This is a genomic window from Amaricoccus sp., assembly GCF_047602525.1.
Taxonomy (GTDB): domain Bacteria; phylum Pseudomonadota; class Alphaproteobacteria; order Rhodobacterales; family Rhodobacteraceae; genus Amaricoccus.
Window position 1 is genome coordinate 1,301,695 of record NZ_JASGHB010000001.1, and the last position, 21,260, is coordinate 1,322,954.

Below are 21,260 nucleotides of genomic sequence, written 5' to 3' on the forward strand. Positions count from 1 at the left end.
CAAGTGAGCGCAACGTCGCCCGCACGGGCCTTCATCGTCGGCGCCGCCCGCTCCGGCTCCGGCAAGACCAGCGTGGCGATCGGGCTGATGCGCGCCTTCGCGCGGGCCGGCCTCGTCGTGCGCGGCGCGAAGGCGGGGCCGGACTACATCGACCCGGGGTTTCATGCCGCCGCGACCGGCGCGGCCGGCGTGAACCTCGACAGCTGGGCGATGCCGCCCGACCTGCTCGGCCATCTGGCCGGCGCGCAGGCGCGGGCCGACGTCCTCGTCATCGAGAGCGCCATGGGCCTCTTCGACGGCGTGCCGGCGCCGCCGGGCCGCAGCGGCGCCGCCGCCGACCTCGCCCGCGCCTGGGGCGTGCCCGTGCTGCTGGTGCTCGATGTTTCCGGCCAGTCGCAGACCGTCGCCGCCATCGCCCGCGGCTTCGCCAGCCACGACGCGGGCGTGCGCATCGCCGGCGTCGTGCTGAACCGGGTGGCGAGCGACCGGCACGAGCGGCTCTGCCGGGCCGCCGTCGAGGCGATCGGGCTGCCGGTGGTGGGCGCGGTGCGGCGCGACCCGGACATGGCGCTGCCCGAGCGGCACCTCGGGCTGGTGCAGGCGCGCGAGCATCCCGCGCTCGAGGCGTTCATCGAGCGCATGGGCGCGGTGATGGCCGGGTCGATCGACCTCGACGCGGTGCTCTCGCTCGCCACCCCGCTCGACGTGGCCGGCGACGCCGCGGCCGCGCTGCCGCCGCCGGGGCAGCGGATCGCGCTCGCCGACGACGCGGCCTTTGCCTTCGTCTATCCCCACGTCCTCGCCGGCTGGCGCCGTGCCGGGGCAGAGGTCGTGCGCTTCTCGCCGCTCGCCGACGAGGCGCCGGATGCAGGCTGCGATGCCTGCTGGCTGCCCGGCGGCTATCCCGAGCTGCACGCCGGCCGCCTCGCCGCCGCCGGGCGCTTTCTCTCCGGCCTGCGCGCGTTCGCCGCGACGCGCCCGGTGCATGGCGAATGCGGCGGCTTCATGGTGCTCGGGCGCGCGATCGAGGACGCAGGCGGCGTGACGCATCCGATGGCGGGCCTGCTCGGCCACGTCACCAGCCTCGCGCAGCGGCGGATGAACCTCGGGTATCGCGAGGCCCGGCTGATCGCCGACGCGCCGATCGGGCCGGCCGGCGCCACCGTGCGCGGTCACGAGTTCCACTATGCGCGCGTCACGATGCCAGGCGACGACGCGCCGCTCGCCGGGATCGCCGACGGCGAGGGGCGTCCGCTCGGCCCCTCCGGCGCACGGCGGGGTCATGTCACCGGCACCTTCTTCCACGCCATTTCCCGGGGGTAGGCCCATGCTCGAGATCGTCGTCATCGGCATCGGCGCCGGCAACCCCGAGCACATGACGGTGGAGGCGATCGGCGCGCTCAACGCCGCCGACCTCGTGCTGGTGCCGCGCAAGGGCGCGGCAAAGGCCGACCTCGCCGACCTGCGCCGGGCGATCTGCGCCCGCTACCTCGACAATCCGGCGACCCGGATCGTCGAGTTCGACATGCCGGTGCGCGACCGCGCCGGGGACAGCCGCGCCGACGGCTACCGCGCCGGGGTCGAGGACTGGCACCGGGCCATCGCCGCCTGCTACCGCCGCCTGCTCGAAGGCGAGAGTGGCCGGGCCGCGCTGCTGGTCTGGGGCGATCCCGCGCTCTACGACAGCACGCTGCGCATCCTCGACCTGCTCTCGGCCGACGGGCTCGCATTCACGCGGCGGGTGGTCCCCGGGATCAGCAGCCTGCAGGTGCTGGCGGCGCGCCACGCGATCCCGCTCAACGCCATCGGCGGGGCGGTCGAGATCACCACCGGGCGGCGCCTCGCCGACGGCCTGCCGGAAGCCGGCGCGACCGCGGTGCTGCTCGACGGCGATTGCACCTTTCGCGCGATCGACCCCGCGGGCGTGACGATCTACTGGGGCGCATATCTCGGCACGCCGGACGAGATCGTGCTGGCCGGGCCGCTGGCCGAGGTCGGCCCGCGCATCGTCGAGGCCCGGGCCGCCGCGCGCGCCGCCCACGGCTGGATCATGGACACCTACCTGCTGCGCCGCGACGACGCCGGGCAGAGCGCGGCGGCGAGCCGCGACCACTCCGCCTCCGTCCCGGGCAGCCCGAGGCGCAGCCAGGTGGAGGAATAGGGGAAGGCGCGCGACCAGATCTGCCGTCGGCCGAGCTGCGCCTGTGCCGCCTCCGCATCGCCGGTGTCGTAGAGCCGGAAAAGCCGCGTGCCGCCGACCAGCCGCCAGCCGGCGCCGCCGGCGAGCCCGTCGAGACGATCGGCGTCGGCGGCGAGCCGGGTGCGCGTCGCCGCCGTCCAGGCGGCATCGCCGAGCGCGAGGCGGCCGGCGTGCAGCGCCGGGCCATTGACCGCCCACGGGCCGGCCAGCGCGGCGAGCCGCGCGATCTCCGTGGCGGCACCGAGCGCGAAGCCGAGGCGGAGCCCGGCGAGGCCGTAGAACTTGCCGAACGAGCGCAGCACCACGAAGCCGGGCGCGCCGGTGAGGTGCGGGCAGATCGAGGTCTCCGGCTCGGCGTCGGCGAAGCTCTCGTCCACCACGACGAAGCCGTTCCGCGCGCCAAGCGCGAGCACCGCGTCGGTTGGCCAGCGCCGGCCGTCGGGGTTGTTCGGGTTGACGATCACTGCGGCGTCGAAGCCCGCGAGCGCGGCGATGTCGGGCACCTCGACCACCTGCCAGCCGGCGGCCGCGAACGCGGCGGCGTGCTCGTTGTAGGTGGGCGCGACGACGCCGACGCGTCCCGGCGGGCGCAGGCGCGCCACGAGGCCGATCGCCGCCTGCGCCCCCGCCACCGGCAGGCAGGCGGCCCCCGCCGCGCCGTAGGCGGCGCCCGCCGCCGCGGCGCAGGCCCCGGTCGCCGCGGCAGTGGGCAGGTCGCGCAGGACGGCCGCCGGCAGCGCGGGCATCGGCCAGGGCACGCGGTTGATGCCGGTCGAGAGGTCGAGCCACGCCTCGGGCGCGCCGCCGAAGCGCCGAGCCGCCGCCCCGATGTCCCCGCCATGGTCCCGCATGCAGCCGCGCCTCCGTTGCCCCGCTGCCTGCGCTTTAGCGCCCTGAGGCGGTGCGTCCCAGCCGGAAAAGCCCGACTCCGGTGGCACCGAGCGCGTGCAGGGCGCTCTTGGCCTCGCCCCGGTCGCCGGCGCCGGGCGCGAAGATCAGGCCGCGCGCCGAGCCGGTGTGTGCCGCCACCACCCCGAGCGCGCCGCAGCGCCGCGCCAGCGCCACGAGCGGCGCCAGCGGCGGCCCGCCGCGTCGGGCCGTGTTGCGGCAGGCGGATTCGGTGGCGAGCGCCGCGAGCGCCGGCAGGTCGCCGCGGGCCGCCGCCGGGACCCAGGCGCCGACGAGATCGGCCACGTCGGCGAAATCGAGATCGCCCGGGTCGGTCCTCTGCCCGGGCCCGAGGAAGCCACCGACCACCTCAAGCGCGGGCAGGGGGGGAAGCTGTCCGAGGACGCGGGCGCCGCGCGGGTCCCAGAGCAGGCGGTCGGGGGCCGGGAACATGATCGGGTCGGTCGCCCGCTCGATCGCGAGGCAGAGCCGCGCCAGCTGCTCGGGACCACCCGGCTCGCGCCCGCGCGCCCGGCCGCAGGCGGCTGCCACGGCGAGCAGCCCGGCGGTCGAGGATCCGGCGCCGCCCCCCGCCGGCATCGCCGCCCGCAACGCCAGCACGCCGCGCGGCGGCGGCCACCCGAGGCGGCGGTGCAGCGCCGTGACCTGAGCAGGCGACACGATCCGCCGCCCGTCCGGAAAATGCAGCCGGAACGGCCCGCGCCGCAGCTCGGCGGCGACCCACAGCTCCCGCACCGGCAGAGTGACGAGCGCCAGCGGGCCAGCGGGCCCGAGCCGGCCCTGCAGCATCTCGCCGAAATGCCCGGTGACGACGGCGACCATCGGCCGTTCGTGTGCAAGCGCGGCCCTGACCGCAGGCCGCGCCCATCCGCTCGACCGATCCCTCGCCCGACCGCTGGCCCTCTGCATCGTCGCGTGATCGCCCCTTCCGGACGGCAGGCGCCCGACGCCGGCCAGCCCGGCCGCTTCCCTCGGCACCCTAGGGTGCGGCGGCCCGGGTCCGCAATGCGGTTGCCAAAACGGCGCCCGGCGGACGCGCCATCGGCGCATCCGCCGCAGCGGGCCACACAGGCAGCGATGAAATGAGTGGCGCGGTTGACGGGGCTCGAACCCGCGACCTCCGGCGTGACAGGCCGGCACTCTAACCGACTGAGCTACAACCGCGCATGTGATGTTGGCTTGGCGCCTCGTCACGCGGGCCTTGTAGGGGTGGCGCCGGGGGGCGTCAAGCGGGATTCACCGCTTTTGCAGCAACCGAGATATCTTGGCGGTGCGGTCGGGATTCTTGTCTCGAAGCGGCGAGGGGCGGGCAGCCGCAGCCGCTCGGCGTCGCGTCGGAGCGGGCTCGCGCGGAGCCTCGACGGCGACGTCTCGACGGTTGTGTGGGAATGGCCGAAACGCGGCCGCGGGCCGGCTTGTCGGGCCTCGGGTCGTGGCGGGAGCGCTGGCGGCTGCGGGGGCAGCCGGCGCGTCAGAACTCGATGCCCTGCTGGGCTTTCACGCCGGCGGCGAAGGGGTGCTTCACCTGCCCGAACTCGGTCACGAGGTCGGCGGCGGCGAGGAGGGCGGGCTTTGCATTGCGGCCGGTCACGACGACATGCAGGCCGGGCCGACGGGCGGACAGGGTGGCGAGCACGCGGCCGAGGTCGAGATAGTCGTAGCGGAGCGCGATGTTGAGTTCGTCGAGGATGACGAGCGCGATCGCGGGATCGGCCATCATCGCTTCGGCCCTTGTCCAGGCGCGGTCGGCCGCGGCGATGTCGCGGCGCAGGTCCTGGGTCTCCCAGGTGAAGCCCTCGCCCATGGTGTGCCACACCACCGCGTCGCCGAAGCTGGCGAGGGCGCGGGCTTCGCCGGTCTCCCACGCCCCCTTGACGAACTGGACGACACCGACGCGCCGGCCGTGCCCCAACATGCGGAGCGCGAGGCCGAAGGCCGCGGTGCTCTTGCCCTTTCCGGGGCCGGTGTGGACCATGAGAAGGCCCTTCTCCACGGTCTTCTCCGCCACCTCGGCGTCCTGAACCGCCTTGCGCTTCACCATGCGGGCGCGGTGGCGCTCGGCGGTGGCGTCGTCGACGGCCGGCACGCTGGGAGGGGCGGGCGGGGGCGTGGTCATGGGGTGCGGCCTCTGGTCAGGCGGGACGCGGTGTCGGCGCGGCGAGGTCGGCGGCGAAGCGGGGCCGGAGCAGGGCGACCAGCGTGCCGAGCAGCAGCCAGAACACCAGATTGGTGACGGTCACGGCCACGACGAACCGGTGGTGCAGATCCTCCGGGATCGGTGTCTCGTGGGTCGGCGGCTGCGGCGCGCCGATGAGATGCGGCACGATCAGGAGCGCGGCCCCGAGGGCGGCGAGCGCCAGCGTGCGGCCGTAGGCGATGAGCCCGAGGCCGGTGGCGGTCGCGACCACCGTCCCGAGCCACCAGACCTGTCGCGGCACCAGCTCGGCCGCGGGCATCGCCGGCAGCTCCGGCGGCAGCCCGAGACCCGGGGCGAGGGTGAAGACCGCGAAGGCCGCGAGGCCCCAGAGCATCCCCTCGCGCCAGCCGCGGATGCCGCCGGCAAACTCCGAGGCGGCGACGAGCAGCAGGCCGAAGCCGATCGCCGTGACCGCGTTGGCGACGGCGGTGAAGCTCATGCGCTGGAGGCCGTCTGAGGGCTGCCATTCCGCGGCGTCGTGCTCATGCGCCTCGGGCGCCGCCACGGCGGCCGCGGGCTCGGCGGGGGAAAGCTCCGCCGGGGCCGCGTTTTCATAGACTTCCGCCGCGAGAATCAGCGGCACGGTGGAAAAGATCTGCAGCAGGGTCATCACGATGGCGACGACGATGCCGGAGGCTGCGGCGAGGAGCAGCATGCTGCGCAGGGCGTGCATCTGTCGGCCTCAGTGGCAGGGAAACGCCATCGAGTGGCGATAGTCGTGGCTGGCGTTGTGGGCGACGGTCATGTGGGAAAAGCCGACCATGCCGACGATGAACGCGCCGATCGCCGCCGCGAGCAGCCGCTGGAGCGAGAGGGAAGAGGTCGACGCCGTACCGGCCGCCGCGGACGTCTGGGTCATGTCATGTCCTTTGCCCTCCACCCGAGGGCCGCTGGAGCCAAGTCAAATCGCCGGCAGGTCTCCTGGCTCGCGGGTCACGGCCTGCGCCTCACCTTCCCGGGACGGACGTCCCAGTGGCCGTTGAGGCAGGCTCGCCGCTTACAGTTGCGGGGGCAGCCGCGGTTTCTCACCGCATTCCCTTGCTCCCTTGCGGGAGCGACCGACGCGCGGAGGGTAGTGGAATCCGCCGCGGGGGCAAGCCCATTGTGCCGCCCCGGAACGCAGGCCCCGAATGCCGGAACATGTCGGGGGCGCGGTCGTTGTCGCACAGGTTGCACTGTCGCAGGCGGCGCACCCGATGTAGGCTGTCAGGAGGGGGAGGCTGGATGATGTCCGACACTGCAAGGATGGACTCGCGGCGCCTGGGGACGGTCGGGCTGTTGTGCGCGCTCCTCATGGCGGCCGGCGGCCTGCCGGCGACGGCGCAGGAGGCCAGGATGAGCCTGTCGCAACTGGAGCGGCAGTATCCGCGGATGAGCCCGGTGCACATTCGCAAATGCGACCGGAACGGCGACGACCAGTATACCCGGACGGAGCAGCTCTGCGTTTCGAGCATCTATCAGACGATGTACCTGAACCGGAACTGAGCCGGACCCGTCCGCTGCCGCGATTTCCCGGTTGCCGCCGCTTTCGGCGCCGCTAGGGTCGCAGCGAGGCTGCGGGAGGATCATCGTGCGCAAACCGGGGGCAAGACTGCGGGCAGGGCGGGGAGCGGGGGCGTGACGATCCCGGTCGCCCTCGTCGGGATCGGCAAGATCGCCCGTGACCAGCATGTCCCGGCGATCGCCGCGGACCCGGGCTTCGAGCTCGTCGCGACGGTGTCGCGCCATGGATCGGTGGAGGGCGTTCCGGCCTTCGCCGACCTCGACGCCTTTCTCGCCGATGGACCACAGGCCGCGGTGTCGCTCTGCGTGCCGCCTTCGGTGCGGACGGAGATGGCGCTGGCCGCGCTGGCCGCCGGGCGCGACGTGATGCTCGAAAAGCCGACCGCCGCCACGCTGGGCGAGGTCGAGGCGATGGTGGTGGCGGCTGAGGCGGCTGGCGCGACGCTGTTCGCGACCTGGCACTCGCGCGAGGCGCCCGGGGTCGCGGCGGCGCGCGACTGGCTGAACGGCCGGAGGATCGAGTCGGCGGCGGTGGTCTGGAAGGAAGACGTGCGGCGCTGGCATCCCGGGCAGGCGTGGATTCGGGAGCCGGCGGGCTTCGGGGTGTTCGACCCGGGGATCAACGCGCTGTCGATCCTGACGGCGATCCTGCCCGGTGCGCACCGGGTCGAGGCCGCGACGCTGGTCTTCCCGGAGAACCGCCAGACGCCCGTGGCCGCGCAGGTCAGCCTGCGGGGGCCGGGCGGCTTTCCGGTTTCGGTGGACCTCGACTGGCTGCAGCAGGGGCCGCAGAGCTGGGACATCGCCGTCGAGACGGATGCGGGCCGGCTGGTCCTGTCGCACGGCGGCGCTCGGCTCGCCATCGACGGTGTGGAGCGGGTGGCCGAGGCGGAGGCGGAATATCCGCGGCTCTACCGCCGGTTCGCCGAACTGGTCCGCGCGCGGGAGAGCGACGTCGATGCGAGCCCGCTGCGCATCGTCGCGGACGCCTTCCTGATCGGGCGGAGGGAGATCGCGGCGCCGTTCTTCGACTGACGCCGGCCCGGATCGCGAGCGCAGGCCGGGGCGGCTCAGGCGGCGGCCGGCTCCGGCAGGATCAGCGAGAGCGCGCGCTCGACCAGTTCCGGCCCGGCACCGGGCCTGTGCGCCTCTTCCGAGAGCAGGCGGCGCCAGGCGCGGGCGCCGGGCCGGCCCTGAAACGCGCCGAGCATGTGGCGCACGATGGCGTTGAGCGGCGTGCCTTCCATCCGCTCCGCCTCGATCCAGGGCAGCAGGGCGCGCACCGCGGCCTCGGCGCTGATATCCGGGCCCGGGTCCCCGAAGATCCGCCGGTCCACCGCCCCGAGCAGTGCTGGCGTCTGGTACGCCGCCCGGCCGATCATCACCCCGTCGACGCCGCGGCCCAGGAAATCGCAGGCCGCGTCGAGATCGGCGATGCCGCCGTTGATCGAGATCGAGAGGTCGGGAAACGCGGCGGCCATGCGGACGACGAGCGCGTGGTCGAGCGGCGGGATCTCGCGGTTCTGCTTCGGGCTCAGTCCCTGCAGCCACGCCTTGCGGGCATGGACGGCGACGCGCCGCACCCCGGCATCTGCGAGGGTGGCGAGAAACGCGGGCAGCACGGCCTCGGGATCCTGCTCGTCGACGCCGATCCGGCACTTCACCGTGACGGGCACAGGGCCCGCGGCGTCGATCATCGCCCGCACGCACTCGGCCACCAGGTCCGGCGACTTCATCAGCGCCGCCCCGAAGCATCCGGACTGCACCCGGTCGGACGGGCAGCCGACGTTGAGGTTGATCTCGTCGAACCCGAGCGCACCCGCGAGCGAGACCGCGGCGGCAAGCTCCGCCGGCACCGCCCCGCCAAGCTGCAGCGCAAGCGGCCGCTCGACCGGATCGAACCGCAGCAGCCGCTCCCGGTCGCCGTGCACCACGGCAGCGGCCGTGACCATCTCGGTGTAGAGCAGCGCGCGTCGCGTGAACTGGCGATGGAAGCGGCGACAGAGCCGGTCGGTCCAGTCCATCATCGGCCCGACTGAAAATCGGTGCGCCGGAAACTGATTAAACATCATGCACTTAGATCTCGATCCTGAGTCGTAAATCCACTAGGATTTGCAGTAATCTGAGTGGAGTTACGATAGATGGCAACGGTTGTCCGGCGAGGCCGGAAGTGGAATGTGCAGGTCGCGAGGCTCGGCGTTCGGAAGTCCGCGACGTTCGCGAGCAAGGCGGAAGCGGTCGCTTGGGGAGCGACGGCGGAGGCGGAAACCCTCAATGGGGCAATCCCTACTGAAAGGGAGTCAAATCCGCCGATTAACCGCGTGCCCGTCACCGCCTCCGCTGGCGAGACGTTCGGCGATTTGATTGATCGGTACTCTCGCGAGTTGAAGGGAGTGAAGCGGTGGGGTCGCACTAAGGAATTCTCACTGGCTGCGATCAAGGCGCGGATCGGAAGGGTAAGCATTACTGACCTAAATTCCGATCTGATCGTGGACTTTGCACAGAAGCGGGCGGCGGAAGGCGCCGGGCCGGTCACGGTCCAGATGGACTTAGCTTACATCGGCAACGTTTTGAAGGTTGCGCGGGTCGTTTGGCGGAAGCCTATCGCGCGCGATGTAGTGGCGGATGCTCGGGAGAGCTTGAAGCTGCTCGGGCTGGTGGGGAAGTCGCGGCAGCGGAACCGGATCGCGAAGGACGCCGAGCTTGCGGCGGTCAAGCTCGCGTGGCGGTCGAATGTGCCGACGAGCATCATAGACTTCGCCGTGCTTAGCTGTATGCGGCTGTCGGAGATTGTCGCCCTATCGGTAGGGGATCGGGAGGGGTCGGCGATCTGGGTTCGGGATCGAAAGCATCCGACTGAGAAGTACGGCAACGATCAACTCGTGCCGCTGTTGAACGGCGCTGCCGAGCTTCTGGACGGGCTGGAAGTGAAGGGAGGGCGGTACTTCCCATTCCCGGCCGATACGGTCGGCGCCGCGTGGCAACGCGCCTGCAAGCGCGCGAAGGTGACTGATCTGCACTTCCATGATCTGCGGCACACCGGCTTGACGAGGCTGCGGAAGCAAGGGCTCGGCATTCCCGAGCTTGCGGTCGTCTCGGGACACCGGGATTGGAAGATGCTGCAACGGTACGTGAACTTGAACGCGGATGATCTGCTCTCGTTGCAGCTTGGCAAAGTATCAAGCAAATAGTCGGATTAACTATGTGAAAGATTTCTATTGACTTTCATAGTAAAGTGTAGTATAGTTACTGTCAAATGAAACGCACTGCTTAGGAGATACATCGGTGCTGCTGAGTTATAATGAGGTTCGCAACGGGCTCGCGTCGTTCACGCTTGGCGAGCACGCTTATGTGCTCACTGCCCATCACCGGGAGGATTTTAACTCTCGGTTTGATGAAGTGATCGACCGTATTTTCGGCCAACATGCGTGTTGCGAGGTCGGAGCGGAGGGACCGGTTGACACTCTCCGCCGGACCCTGCTGCGGCAGTGGTCTGAGCGCCAGCTTCCGCAGCGACCGGCTCCTGCCCCAAAGAGGGCCAAGCCCTCCGCTATCGGCACCGCCCTCGGTCTTGGCGTCACTGTGGCAACGTTCCTTCTGCCGGTGCTCGGCGTGCTCGCGCTGTTCGGCCACTAATCCCCTACTGGTAGGGTGTTAGTCGCCGAACAGCCAATCGCCGAGCATCGCAGCGCCTCCCATCCCGGCTAGGTTCTGGCTCCTGCCGAGCGAGTAGAGAAGGCGCTGCGAAGTCCCGCTGTCTGGCTGCACCTTCGTCGTGAGCCAATTCAGCGTCTCCAACTCCGCTTCTAGGTCGCCCCGAGCGCCCCTCACTGCGCGCTTGTAGCGCGGCGTTACTGCTTTGTAGGCGTTGAGGAAGCTGCGAGGGTTGATCTCCCCGGCCGGATCGGTCGTGTTGTGGCGTTCCAGCGCCTTCAAGATGCGCCAGCGTTTGCGGGCGGTGTCTATGTCTCTGAGCGCGCTCGGGTTGTCCTTATACTGCCGCTGCAAAACGTCTTCGACAACCTCGCGCATTTGGTTGAGGTTGCTACCAAGCTCGTAGTTGCCGGCGGCGAACGCCTTCTCGGCGCGGTCCGCAAGCTCGGATCGCTTCTCGGCGATGAAGCCCTGTTGCACGTTCTCCGGGAGGTCGCCGTTTTTCGCCTGCCCGATGGCTTCCTCAATCTGGCTGATATGCCGGGCAATCTCATTCTGAGCGTTCGGCGTGGAAACGTCGTAGATTTCGGTTAGCCGGTCGAGGTCGCGGGCGGTGAAGTCGGTTAGCTGCGTCTTGTCGGCGGCGTCGTCAAAGTAGTGCTTGAACACGTCCTGCACGTCGCCGCGAATGCGCTCTCTCGCTTTCGGCGTGAGATTGGTTGCCAGCGGATCGCCAAGCTCCTGCGCGATCCGCGAGGTAAGCCAAGCCTGTTGCCCCTGCCGAGTGTCCTCAATCTTCGTGAACACTGCATCGGCAAGCTCGGAAGATCGCTGCAATTCCTCGCGCGCTCGGCGCTTGGCTGCGTTCTGGAAGCCCTCGCTGTCCGCAGCGTCCAGCGCCAAGCGGTCGCCCTTGGTTAGCGGGATGCCGACTGCCTCCGCCTCGTCGGCGGTGAGAAAGCCCTCTAGCGGCCGCTGGCCGGGCGGTACATCGGCGTTAGCCGCTGCCGAGAGGGAACGGCGCTCCGCTGCTCGCTGGCCCCTGAGCATCATATCCGCCTGCTCTCGCACCGGGCCGATAACGTGCTCGGCAATGTCGAGGCCCTTGCGTGCGCCGACCGAAAGCGCCCGGCCGGCGAGCACGCCAGCGCCTCCCGCTGCGCCTCCGATGGCGGCTCCCTGCCAAGGGTGATCGGGGTTGCGTGCGGCTCCTAGCACCGCCTCCGTCCCGATAGCGGCGGGGAGCCCACCGGGCACGAAAGCGCCCGCTGCCTCGGGAGCCCAAGCCGGGAGCCCGGCGCGGGGATCGACGTTCCCCATTGCCTCGCTCTGCGCCTGTAGCTGCCTGAGACGGGCGGTGTTGTCCGCTGCGCTCTCGGGAGCCATCGGCCCGCGCATGTCGGGCAGGTATTGGTCGGCGACATGCACGGAGCCACGTAGCAAGCTCTCGGCGCCACGCCCGAGCGAGGACAGCATCCGCTCGCCCCGGTCCATCTGGTAGGCGTCGGCTTCCTCGGGCGTTGCCGCCTTCCACTCGTTGCTGCCGGCGAGCTTGACTTCGTAGCCGCCTTCCGCGTTCTGCCGAACGTCCGCCATTAGCCGCGCGCCCCCAACGCCAGATAGTCGGACAGCCGCGTTCCGTTGCGGTCTGCCGGGTTGTAGCGCCCTGCGCTCGCGAGGAAGCGCCTGAGCCCGGCCTTGCCGCCAAGGTGCGCGACGTTGCGTAGCCCTTGCAGGGTGATCGGCACACCGCCGAGGCTACCGCCCTCGTACTCGTCCAAGCCCTCGTCGGCGATGAAATCGTCAATGTCGTTCCAGTGCCAAGCCTCGGCGGCTTGCTGAAGGCGCGGGCTGCGGAGGAAGTCTTCGCGGCTGAAGTTGACGCCGAGGCCCTGCCGCACATCGTCCAGCCGAGCCGGGGAGAACTGCGCCCGGCCAATCATGCCGTCCTCGTTGGTGGCGCCCCAATTCCCTCCGCTCTCCTGATTGATGAGGCTGGTAGGGCTGCGGCTGGACATTGACACCCTACCGGTAGGGTCAACATTCCCGCCCATCATGGCGCCGGGCAGTTGCAGGTTGTTCTGGTCGTAGGCGTCGAGGCCCCGATAGTAGTCCTGTTCCAAGGCGCGAGCGCGGCGCTGCACTTCCTGCTGCCGGCGCCCGTAAATCTCGCGCACGGTATCCCAGCGCCCGGCGTCAATCAGGTTGCTGATCCCGCCTCCGGTGAACTCCTGATAACGCTTCTGCAAGTCTTCCAGCACGGCAGGCGGTGGCTCGGCGTCTCCGTAAATCTGTCGCTTCCAATCGTAGAAACCCATCGTCTCTAGCTCTTGAAGCTGAGCCCGTGCCGAGCGCCCTTCGACGGTGCCGAGCCATCGGTTGCGCTCCACCGGCGACATGGCCCCGACTTGATCGGCAATGCCGATGATGTTGCCGAGCCCTTCGTACTGGCGATTGAGCGCGTCAAGCTGCGGCTGGAAATTCCCGACAATCTCCTGTCGCGCCTTGAATGCGTCCTGCTGCTGCCCGATCCCGGCCTTGTAGGCTTCCAGCGCATACGGATCGGCGCCGGGGAAGCCGTGCGCGAGGTAGTCATCCGCCGAGAGCAAGCCCGAGCGGATGAGCGCCTGCGCCTGATCGTTCAAGCCCCCGCCTGCCGCGCCGTCGAGGGCGGTGCTGGCACGGTCGCCGAGGTTGTCAGCCGCCATATTGCCGGCCCACTTGTCATAGTAGGGCTTCGCGAGCGCGCTAACGCCGAAGCCAAGCAGTCCTAGCAGCGGAAGCACCATGACGCATTACCTCCCGAACGAGAAACCGAAGTGCTGCTCGCCGGCCTTGCTCCAATTCTGCGAGCCGCCTTGCGAGGTCGCCCCGCTCTTGGAGGTCGAGCCGCCCTTGGAGGTCGAGGTTGCGAGCGCCTGTTGCAGCACGGTCGGGTCGCCGAGGATGGAGGCGAGGGTCGAAAGCTGCCCGAGCCCTGCTGTCGTCGGGAGCATCCCGAGGTTCTGAATGATGCTGCCGAGCGATCCGGCCTGATTGGCGGCGGAGAGGGCGGTGTTGTTCGCGTTCGCGGTAATGTCGCCGAGGCTCGCGGCGTAGGTGTCCGCAAGCTGGCCGGCTGCAACGCCTTCCGCCACTCCCTGCCTGCCGCCTCCGAAGCCTCCTGCGCCGATTGCGTCGGTGCGGATCGCCGGATTGATCTCCGTTCGGAACAGGTCGCCGAGCCCAGCCTTCAGGCTCGCGGCTTGTGCGGCGATTTGCTTCGTCGGGTCGGTGAGCGCGCTGGTCGATTTGAACGCGGATTGCAGCCCCGGCATGATGCCGGCGTTGAGCTTGGTCGCCGCAGCCGTTGCCGCACCGGGGTTCGCGGCCCCCTGTGCGGAACTCCAAAGGTTCTGAAGGTAGCCCGCTTGCGTCGGGTCTACGTAGGAGCCGCTTTGGCTCTGGCTGTTGCTGTTGTTGAAGCTGTTCGCCAAGCTGAAAGCGTCGGACAGATTGAAGCTCTGCCCGTAGCTCGCCGAACTGCTCTGCCCGCCGCTTGCGCCTCCCATTACCGCCTCCTATGCCCTATCAGTAGGGAATTGCCGAATGAGACGCGGCCAACCCTCGCGTCCTTCCCAAGTCAGATTGTTAATCCGCCGAGCCCGAAGCTCTCCGCCGACGAGCGCCATAAGCCGGCCCGCTTCCTCGCTGCGCCACTTCCCGAAGGCGGCGATGATTTCGGCTGTTCCGGCGTGGAAACGGAGAATGACACCGGAACAGCCATCGCAAAGCAGCATCGCCCGGCCCTCGGCTATCCAGCCGACGACTTCGGAGGCGGTGAGAGAGGATTTCCCCCTCCGAAGCGCCAAGCTGATTTGCTCCACGATATTCATTAGGCACGATCCCAAGTATCTGCCGCGTTGATCGCTTCAAGCTCCGTTATGCTGTCAGTAAGCGACTGCAACCGGCTCTCTAGCTCGGCAACATAGTTGGCAATGTCTCGCCACTGGCGAGCGTTCCAGTCCAATTGTGCTTTGTCAGTCGCGTTTGCCGGAACTTGATGTTCCCGGAAGACATGCGGCTCCGTAACGCTCGGATTATCCAAGTGATGACGGGTGGCCCGAGTGACTATCACCATAGCCCGAGCCCCCGAAATTCTACGTCGATAGTGCCGAGCGCCCAAGGTGAGCCGTTCTCGCTGGAAACTTCAAGCGCCAGATACCGCCCTTCAACGAACGTCTCCACCGGAAGCCCGGAGCCGATAACGTAGGGCTGCGCGTCCGACCAAGTGACCGGGCCGTTAGTCGTCTCCTGCCCGCCTGCCCGGATGAGGATTTGGTCGCCGAGCGCCCCGCGCACCTTCGGCCAGATAGCCTTGACCATCTTGCGGCGCTGCGCGTCTCCGAACGCCAAGCCCTGCTTGATCGCGTAGCCGGGGAGCGGGTTTGCCTCAATGTCGCTGTTCTCGAAGGCGAGCAACGAGGCGCCGTCAACTCCGGCAATCACGTCCTCGCCGGTCGAGCCCGAGAGCGAGTAATTCCACACGTTGCGGTCGGTGTTCCAAACCCCGACTGCGCCATCCCAAGAGTTTTGCAGCGTGGCGTCGGACAGCAAGCGCCCGGATGCTGCCGAGAACACCGGCTGCATATCCCGGAAGCTCACTTCCCCGGTTGCCCAAGTGTAGCAGATAGCCCGATTGGCAATCGTTTCCCCACGCATAGGGTAGAACAGCCAAGAGATAGACAGGCGGCTGAGCGTGACGGATGCGAGCTTCCCGAGCAGATCCTCGTCACTCTCGGAATAGAAGGTCTGTTGCGCGATGCCTTCCAGCACGCTCGCATACTGCACGCCATCGGTCTTATACCAATCGCCATCGCTGCCGGCGAATAGCAACTGGTCGCTCGGCCCGTCTGTCACGCCATTGACGCCAGCGAGCCCTACCCCGGTGAACAGTCGCCGAGCGTTGAATACCGTGTTGCCGCCGACAAACACAAATTCATGGATCGACTGCCCTTTGAAGACAAGGAAGGCGTCTCGGCAAGTGTGCCCGTCGATGCAAGGTGAATGGCTCGGGAGGCAATCGACAAAGCCCGCTAGGTTCTCTGCGGTCGCTTCCCACTGCTGCGGCATGGTCCCGGCCTCTGCCGCGTCGGACCACCTGACACGCTGAAAGCCGGCTTCGTTGAGCATACCGACTGCGAACAGAAACTGCTCGTGCGGCCGGATCGACATGCACCGCCAAGTGTTCGGCCAGCCCGGAAGCGGGAGGCACTTACTGGCTGGCGTTCCCGGCCAGTAAACCGGCCTCTCGGTAGTGCAGTTGATGATAACGAAGCCGTTGTAGGAGCTAGACGTGTAGATGCCTGTTGCTTCCGGCGTCCAGCCGGTTGCCGGTGTAATGTCGAAGTGGTTCACGCCATCGGTGCAGTAGATGCCTCCCGGCCCGGCATACACCCAATAGGGCTGACCGGCGGCGTCGGTGTAGAAGCAAACGGTTCGCGGGTCGGTGAGCGGCGTTCCCATAACTGGGAGGTCGCCGGCAACGCGGCGCGTCTCCCCGTTGAGGAAGTAGACGTTATTCGTGTTGTTCCAGCCGGTCGCGGGAGCGTCCTGCGGAATGAGGTCCGGGAAGCTGCCATGAAGCTCGACGGTTTCGCGAACGTAGGTTGCCATTTCACGCGGCCTTAAGCTGCTCGACTTGTGCGGCAAGCTCCTGCACGGCTTTGACGAGGATCGGCACTAGGACCGAATACTTGAAGGAGAGGGTGCCATCCTCGTCGGCCTCGACAAGAGCGGGAAACACCGCCCTCGCTTCCTGCGCGATGACGCCGATTTGCTTCTGGTGCTCGGGATCGTCGGAAAGCGAGAAGTTGACGATGCGGAGCTTAAGCAGGTCGGCGAGCTTCGGCGTGGCGTCGGCAATGTCTTGCTTCAGCCGCTCGTCGGAAAGAGCGCCGTAGCTGTTATTCGCGTTCAGCACATTGCCGGTGCGCCGCACTGCGAAAACGTTGGCCCCGCCGTAGAAGGTTTGAATGGTGTTGGTCGCGGCGCCGGCAGTGGAAACCGCGCTGACCGAAAGCGTGCCGATGCCTGCGGCCATCTGATAGCCGGCTGCGTCCGCTGCGGAGCTATAGGACGGGGTGCCGAGCGTGCTGGTTGTAGCCGTGCCGGTGAGTGTAGTGGTGCCGCCTACGGAGAGATTGCCCGTGAGGTTGAGAAAGGAGCCGTTGAAGGTGTTGAACGACCACACGCCGTTAATCTGCTGCGAAGTGAACGATGCGTTGCCGAGCGTGAGCACGCCGGCTGCCGCCCGGAGGGCTTGGCGCTGCACTCCGGTCGCGTCGGGGAAGTTGAGCGAGATGCCCTCGCCGAAGCTGAGCCCGCCGGCCATGATGCCGCCATCGTCCTTGCTGAGCGCGTCGGCCTTCATAACCGATTTGATGAGCCGGAGGTGATCGTCGCCTTGGCTGCGCGGATCGGTCCCGAGCGGCCAAGCGGCGTTAAGCTGGCTGATCTTAGATGCGGCTTCGAGGCCCATAGCTGTCTCCCTATCGGTAGGGGGTTATCGTGCCAGCATGTCCGGCGTTGTGTTGTCGAGGCTCCACCGGAAATGCTCGGCGGCGGCTGCGGCCTCGAACATCTCTTGCTCGCGCATGAGCCCCTCGTCGTCCTGCGCAAGCTCGTGCAGGTAGACGAGGCCGGCGTGCTGCCACGAGCGCGGCATAGAGTTGATGCAGGCGTTGAGCGCGTCGTCGGTGCTGAGGTCTGGCACCGGCCGCATGAGCCGCTGAGTGATCTTGCTCTTGGCCTGCTCAAAGACTGTATCGAGGTCGGCTTCAACGTCGCGGCGATGCATCCACCGGAGCCAAAGCGCGTAGAGGCCTTCTTTGTTCATGGCGTTTGGCGTCCTAGCGTTGTGATCTTGTCAACCGCCATGTGGCAATCGTTCGTGCATCGCGGCTGGTAGGCGAGACTGCATCCGACGAGGCTAAGCAGTAGGAGAAGCGTCCTCGTCATCGGGTTCGGGCTCCGGCTCGGGAGGCGGTGACGGTTGCTGCTTCGGTCGGTTCGGGGTGATGAGCCGCCCTCGCTTCCGAACGGCGGTGATTGGTCGCTGCTTAAGCGGCGTCATCCGGTTCGCCATCACCGCCTCCCTCGTCGTGGCTGATCGGCTCGGGCTCGGGCTCCGGTTGGCCGATAAGGCCCTCCGCGTAGGCCCGCGCCGAGCGCACATGGAACTTCTTCACGGCGGGCGTTCCGCCGTAGTCTTCAGGGAGTAGGAGTTGACCGGTCATCACCGCCTCCGAAATGCTTTGCCGACTGAGGTCTGAGCGAACGCGACCCACTTGCGGCGCCGGGTCTCGGCGTCCGCATACTCGAACAGGTCTGGCCGAAGCTTCCGAAAGAGCACGTACTGCTCGGGCGTGAACGAGAAGCCCTCGTTAAAAGGGTTGTTCGCGTCTCGGCGTTGTGTCGCTCCGGCCAGTGCCATTCTCGCTGTCCCTACCAGTAGGGGATTAGGCCGCCTCGAACGTGACTTCGGCGGTCGGATCGACGCTCGGGATGTAGCGGTGAGCGTCGGGGTTGAGCGCCTTGACGGTCCAGTCGACGAACATCAGGCGCTTGTCGGTGAGCCCGGTCTTCGCCAGCGGAACCATGCTGTAGCCGGTGAGGAACGACATGCGCGCGAAGGCGGGATCGAGGATGAAGACGCCTGCGCCCCCGGTCTCGACGGCGGCGATTTCATCGACGGCGCCGAGCGTCCAAGTCGCTTCCATCCGCTGAATGCGGTTCGGGAGGAAATCGACGGTGACGCCGAAGTCGGTGATGAACACGTTGACGGAGCCCATCGCCGTGCCGGCGCCACCACTGCCCACGTCCCGCGTCTCGCGCGTGAGCGTCGCGATGCGGCTGGAAGACGTGAACATGTATTCCGAGAGCGCCCGGATGACGCCGGGCACCGACATGAGCACCTGCGGGTCGGCGCCCCCTTCCCATGCCTCCTGCAAGGCGTCCCGCACGTCGGTCTCGGTGAGCGCGGTCGGCGTGCCCGGCGTGAGGCCCGTCCAGTGACCGGCGGCGAAGGCCCCGGCGACGGCGCCCGAGCCGTTGTCGAACATGGTGATTTGACTGGCGAGCCCGGCGGGAATGCCCGGCTCGTCGTCGCCGTTATCGTCCTGGCTCCCCTGATTGGAGAGCGCCGTGGCCTCGACGTTCCGCCGAAGCTCCCGCTGCCGCATCATCACCTGATACGAAAGCTCGTTGGAGCGGCCGATGGTGTCGCTGTCCTGCGCGCGGCGGGAAACCTGCACTTCCTTGGTGAGGATGCCGCAGTGGTTGCCCATGCGCTTCCCGCCCTTGGCGTCGTTCCGGTCGTGGTCGGAGCCGTCCACCACGAAGCCGCCGAGCGCCGGGTCGGCGAGCCGATCCGTGGTCCATTCGGTATAGGAGTTGTCGGCGGTGTCCGAGCCCACGAGGTCCGAGAACGGGAGCGGGATGCGGGAAATGTCGAAAATCTGGTCCATCACATCCTCGCGGATGAGGCCCTGATAATCGACATCCTTCAGGTCTCGGCTCTGCCAATATTGTGCCGGCTTGGCCATTTGGGTTTACCTTCCGTTGAGAAGCGCGGAAACGGCGGCGACTTTCTGGCTGTCGTTGCCGTTCCGTGCGCGGGAGAGAAGCTGCGAACGCTTGGCTGCGCCGGTGATCGGAGGCTTGGAACGCTTGCTGCTCGGCGGGTTCTGGCTCGGCTCGAAGCTGAGAAGCTTGTCGAGCCGGCTTTTCGTCCGCATGAAGTCGCGGAGCACGAGAAGGATGCGATGGTCGGTGATAACCATCTCCTGCGGCTTGAAGCCGTAGCCTTCATGCAGGAACTTCACGAGGTCGCCGCGCCAGTTTTTGAACACGGCTTCGTCGCGAAGCTCCGGGATAGCGTTGAACAGCGCCTGCTGTTCCTTCGCCGCGTGCTGCTGCGTCCTGAGCTTGAGAGCGTTCAGCGTCTCCGGTTTGACGGCTGCGCCAAGTTGGTTGCCGATCTCCTGCCAAAGCTGTTGATCGGCGACTAGCGCGGCCTCCCGCGCGTCCAAAGCAGCCTCTCGCTTGACGGTCTCCCGCGCTGCCTTGCTGCGGTCCTGATAGGCGTCTTTAAGGTCGCCCAGCGTTACCGCCTCACCGTCTCCGGTGTTGAGCTTGATCTTGTAGAGGGCTTCGTCGTCCAGCCCGAGGCTGTCGCGAAGCTCGTCAAGCGAGGAAGGCGGCTTCAGTCGGGCGGGACCGTCACCGCCTTCCTCGTCCGCGTCGTCGCGCGCGGTCCCGAGCAAATCCCTACTGGTAGGGTCGCCCTCGTCCTCGTTGTCCTCGCGGTCGCCGAACAGAAGCTCGCTAACCTTCTCCGCCTTCTGCGTCTCGGTCAGCCTTTGCGGCTTCGTTTCGGATGCGCTGGAAGACTGCGGCGGAAGCTCCGGCTCGCTGGCGGAGGTCGTCAGCGGCTCCTGATCGCCATTCGTCGTAGTGCTCACGATCAATTATCCCCTCTAGAGTTTCCAGCGCCGCTAATGCGTCGTAAATCCTTCGCCGCTCGCTCGCGGTTAAGCTGCGCGGTGCGTTCACTGCTTTCATTGTTCATACGCGCCTTTTCGAGGTCGATTGCGCCGGAGGCGGTGAGCTTCATTTCCTCAACCGCAACGTCGGTGTCGGTCGAGTAATAGTCGTGCTGTAGCTCGGCGCTCTTGATGCGCTCGTTGCTGGCGATCTTCTCGAACTCGATTTGGATTTGCTGACGGATGAGGTCCAGTTGCGCTTGCTGGTTCGCCTGCGCCTGCTGCTGAGCCTGCGCTGCTGCCTGCTGCGCGGCGGGCGAGTTGGGGTCGATAACGAGGCTTTCCGGGTTCTGAATGCCGGCCATCCGCAGCCAAGCCATGCCGGTGCGATAAATGGTGTTGAGGTCGGCGATCTGGCCGGCTCCGCCGCTCTGCATAGCCATGATTTGCAGTTGCAGGTGCTGCGCGAGCGTCTGTTGCAGGTGCCCGCGAGCGCCGGGGCTCATTCCGGTTGTCACGTTGACGCGGGTGCGCTTCGGCCACTGGCGCGGATCAATCTGGACGTACTGCCCGGCGATCCGCACCATGCGCGGCGTCTCCGAGTAGCGGCGGAGAAATTCGTGCGTGAGAAACCAAAGATCGCGGATCATGGTTTCGGAGAGATTGGTTGCCATCATGGAAGCGAGGGCTTCCCGATTGCCCATCTGGCGCTCGGTGCCGAACGCTGTCTCGGAAACCACCTGCCGATCCGGGCGGAGTAGGTCGAGGGAGGAACCACCACGCTCGGCGCGGCGCATATCCTCATAGTTGAGGGCGGCGAGAATGCCGGTCGTCACGTCTGGGATCGGGATCGGCACAACGGAGTTGGCCGGGTTGCGCGCACGAATACCGCCTCCCGCGCGCGGCGTGAGCACGTCTTCCTCGGCGGTCTGCGATGGATCGTAGGCGAATTTCCCGTTGTTGATTGCGGCCACGTTGTTGAGAAGCTGGCGCACGAGCGAGGTCTTCACGTCCTGAGTGGCGCGAAGGTGATCGAACAGGCTCTCTCCGGTGATCCGGTGCGGATTGAGGAACGGGGAGCCGAGCGCGTAGGGGATGAGGTCAACCGGCTCGTAGCGGAGGCACCTGTTGGTCGGCGCGACTAGCACGATGTCAATCGGCGCGGGATCGGGACCCCTGATCGGCTTCCAATAGGGACCCCCGTCGGCGAGGAGCGGGACCCGGCCCGGCGCAGCGGTGCGGGTGGCGGAGACGGGCCGGTTCCCGCTCCGGT

The 21,260-nt window shown here is 67.9% G+C and carries 22 protein-coding genes, 1 tRNA gene and 1 riboswitch; of the genes, 6 read left to right on the plus strand and 17 right to left on the minus strand.

Annotated elements, in window-relative coordinates; genetic code table 11:
* Positions 1-3: 3 nt before the first annotated feature.
* Together QM699_RS06890 and cobF are read left to right on the plus strand one after the other, a co-directional pair.
* Positions 4-1,323, plus strand: coding sequence for a cobyrinate a,c-diamide synthase (locus QM699_RS06890; RefSeq protein ID WP_415010430.1), 1,320 nt, complete (start codon positions 4-6; stop codon positions 1,321-1,323).
* A gap of 4 nt (positions 1,324-1,327) precedes the next feature.
* Positions 1,328-2,161: a precorrin-6A synthase (deacetylating) gene (gene cobF, locus QM699_RS06895; RefSeq protein ID WP_415010431.1), complete on the plus strand. Its 834-nt coding sequence runs from the start codon at positions 1,328-1,330 to the stop codon at positions 2,159-2,161.
* On the opposite strand, the gene cobD is transcribed toward cobF, so the two are convergent.
* The 6 genes from cobD to QM699_RS06925 all read right to left on the minus strand — a co-directional run bounded on the left by cobD (position 2,059) and on the right by QM699_RS06925 (position 6,165).
* Positions 2,059-3,051, minus strand: coding sequence for a threonine-phosphate decarboxylase CobD (cobD, locus tag QM699_RS06900; protein ID WP_415010432.1), 993 nt, complete (start codon positions 3,049-3,051; stop codon positions 2,059-2,061). The two genes, cobF and cobD, sit on opposite strands and share 103 nt — an antisense overlap.
* Positions 3,052-3,085: 34 nt before the next feature.
* Positions 3,086-3,931: a propanediol utilization protein gene (locus tag QM699_RS06905; protein ID WP_415010433.1), complete on the minus strand. Its 846-nt coding sequence runs from the start codon at positions 3,929-3,931 to the stop codon at positions 3,086-3,088.
* A 265-nt stretch (positions 3,932-4,196) separates the two neighbouring features.
* Positions 4,197-4,273: transfer RNA gene (locus tag QM699_RS06910), tRNA-Asp, on the minus strand.
* Positions 4,274-4,580: 307 nt separating this feature from the next.
* Entirely contained in the window at positions 4,581-5,225 is a 645-nt protein-coding gene (cobO, locus tag QM699_RS06915) for a cob(I)yrinic acid a,c-diamide adenosyltransferase (RefSeq protein ID WP_415010434.1), read from the minus strand.
* A gap of 16 nt (positions 5,226-5,241) precedes the next feature.
* Complete coding sequence (locus QM699_RS06920) at positions 5,242-5,979, minus strand: CbtA family protein (protein ID WP_415010435.1); 738 nt, start codon at positions 5,977-5,979, stop codon at positions 5,242-5,244.
* A gap of 9 nt (positions 5,980-5,988) precedes the next feature.
* Positions 5,989-6,165 (minus strand): CbtB domain-containing protein, encoded by a 177-nt coding sequence (locus QM699_RS06925; protein ID WP_415010436.1) that lies wholly within the window; start codon positions 6,163-6,165, stop codon positions 5,989-5,991.
* 34 nt (positions 6,166-6,199) lie between these two features.
* A riboswitch (cobalamin riboswitch) is annotated at positions 6,200-6,384 on the minus strand.
* Positions 6,385-6,533: 149 nt separating this feature from the next.
* Here QM699_RS06925 and QM699_RS06930 point away from each other — a divergent pair.
* Complete coding sequence (locus QM699_RS06930) at positions 6,534-6,791, plus strand: hypothetical protein (protein WP_415010437.1); 258 nt, start codon at positions 6,534-6,536, stop codon at positions 6,789-6,791.
* Between the two features lie 132 nt (positions 6,792-6,923).
* Positions 6,924-7,844 carry a Gfo/Idh/MocA family protein gene (locus tag QM699_RS06935; protein WP_415010438.1) on the plus strand — a complete coding sequence of 307 codons (921 nt, stop codon included), beginning with the start codon at positions 6,924-6,926 and terminating at the stop codon, positions 7,842-7,844.
* A 35-nt stretch (positions 7,845-7,879) separates the two neighbouring features.
* On the opposite strand, the gene dusA is transcribed toward QM699_RS06935, so the two are convergent.
* Positions 7,880-8,881, minus strand: coding sequence for a tRNA dihydrouridine(20/20a) synthase DusA (dusA, locus tag QM699_RS06940; RefSeq protein ID WP_415010439.1), 1,002 nt, complete (start codon positions 8,879-8,881; stop codon positions 7,880-7,882).
* A 69-nt stretch (positions 8,882-8,950) separates the two neighbouring features.
* Between dusA and QM699_RS06945 the strand changes: the two genes are divergently transcribed.
* Together QM699_RS06945 and QM699_RS06950 are read left to right on the plus strand one after the other, a co-directional pair.
* Entirely contained in the window at positions 8,951-10,000 is a 1,050-nt protein-coding gene (locus tag QM699_RS06945) for a tyrosine-type recombinase/integrase (protein ID WP_415010440.1), read from the plus strand.
* Between the two features lie 94 nt (positions 10,001-10,094).
* Positions 10,095-10,445, plus strand: coding sequence for a hypothetical protein (locus QM699_RS06950; protein WP_415010441.1), 351 nt, complete (start codon positions 10,095-10,097; stop codon positions 10,443-10,445).
* 18 nt (positions 10,446-10,463) lie between these two features.
* Here the strand turns inward: QM699_RS06950 and QM699_RS06955 are convergent, their stop codons facing one another.
* From QM699_RS06955 to QM699_RS07000, 10 genes are all read right to left on the minus strand, one after another.
* Positions 10,464-12,059 (minus strand): hypothetical protein, encoded by a 1,596-nt coding sequence (locus QM699_RS06955; RefSeq protein WP_415010442.1) that lies wholly within the window; start codon positions 12,057-12,059, stop codon positions 10,464-10,466.
* Complete coding sequence (locus tag QM699_RS06960) at positions 12,059-13,252, minus strand: hypothetical protein (RefSeq protein ID WP_415010443.1); 1,194 nt, start codon at positions 13,250-13,252, stop codon at positions 12,059-12,061. The genes QM699_RS06955 and QM699_RS06960 overlap by 1 nt, the downstream gene beginning before the upstream one ends.
* 6 nt (positions 13,253-13,258) lie before the next feature.
* Positions 13,259-14,014 carry a hypothetical protein gene (locus QM699_RS06965; protein WP_415010444.1) on the minus strand — a complete coding sequence of 252 codons (756 nt, stop codon included), beginning with the start codon at positions 14,012-14,014 and terminating at the stop codon, positions 13,259-13,261.
* Between the two features lie 562 nt (positions 14,015-14,576).
* Positions 14,577-16,118, minus strand: a complete 1,542-nt coding sequence (locus tag QM699_RS06970) for a hypothetical protein (protein WP_415010445.1) — start codon at positions 16,116-16,118, stop codon at positions 14,577-14,579.
* A gap of 1 nt (position 16,119) precedes the next feature.
* On the minus strand, positions 16,120-16,983 hold the full coding sequence (locus tag QM699_RS06975; RefSeq protein WP_415010446.1) for a tail fiber domain-containing protein: 864 nt from the start codon (positions 16,981-16,983) through the stop codon (positions 16,120-16,122).
* Positions 16,984-17,007: 24 nt separating this feature from the next.
* Positions 17,008-17,340, minus strand: coding sequence for a hypothetical protein (locus QM699_RS06980; RefSeq protein WP_415010447.1), 333 nt, complete (start codon positions 17,338-17,340; stop codon positions 17,008-17,010).
* Positions 17,341-17,563: 223 nt separating this feature from the next.
* Positions 17,564-17,740 carry a hypothetical protein gene (locus tag QM699_RS06985; protein WP_415010448.1) on the minus strand — a complete coding sequence of 59 codons (177 nt, stop codon included), beginning with the start codon at positions 17,738-17,740 and terminating at the stop codon, positions 17,564-17,566.
* A 222-nt stretch (positions 17,741-17,962) separates the two neighbouring features.
* A complete protein-coding gene (locus QM699_RS06990; RefSeq protein ID WP_415010449.1) occupies positions 17,963-19,048 on the minus strand; it encodes a DUF5309 family protein in 1,086 nt (361 codons plus the stop codon).
* A gap of 6 nt (positions 19,049-19,054) precedes the next feature.
* A complete protein-coding gene (locus tag QM699_RS06995; protein ID WP_415010450.1) occupies positions 19,055-19,966 on the minus strand; it encodes a hypothetical protein in 912 nt (303 codons plus the stop codon).
* Positions 19,967-19,968: 2 nt separating this feature from the next.
* Positions 19,969-21,135, minus strand: a complete 1,167-nt coding sequence (locus tag QM699_RS07000; RefSeq protein ID WP_415010451.1) for a hypothetical protein — start codon at positions 21,133-21,135, stop codon at positions 19,969-19,971.
* Between the last annotated feature and the right edge of the window lie 125 nt (positions 21,136-21,260).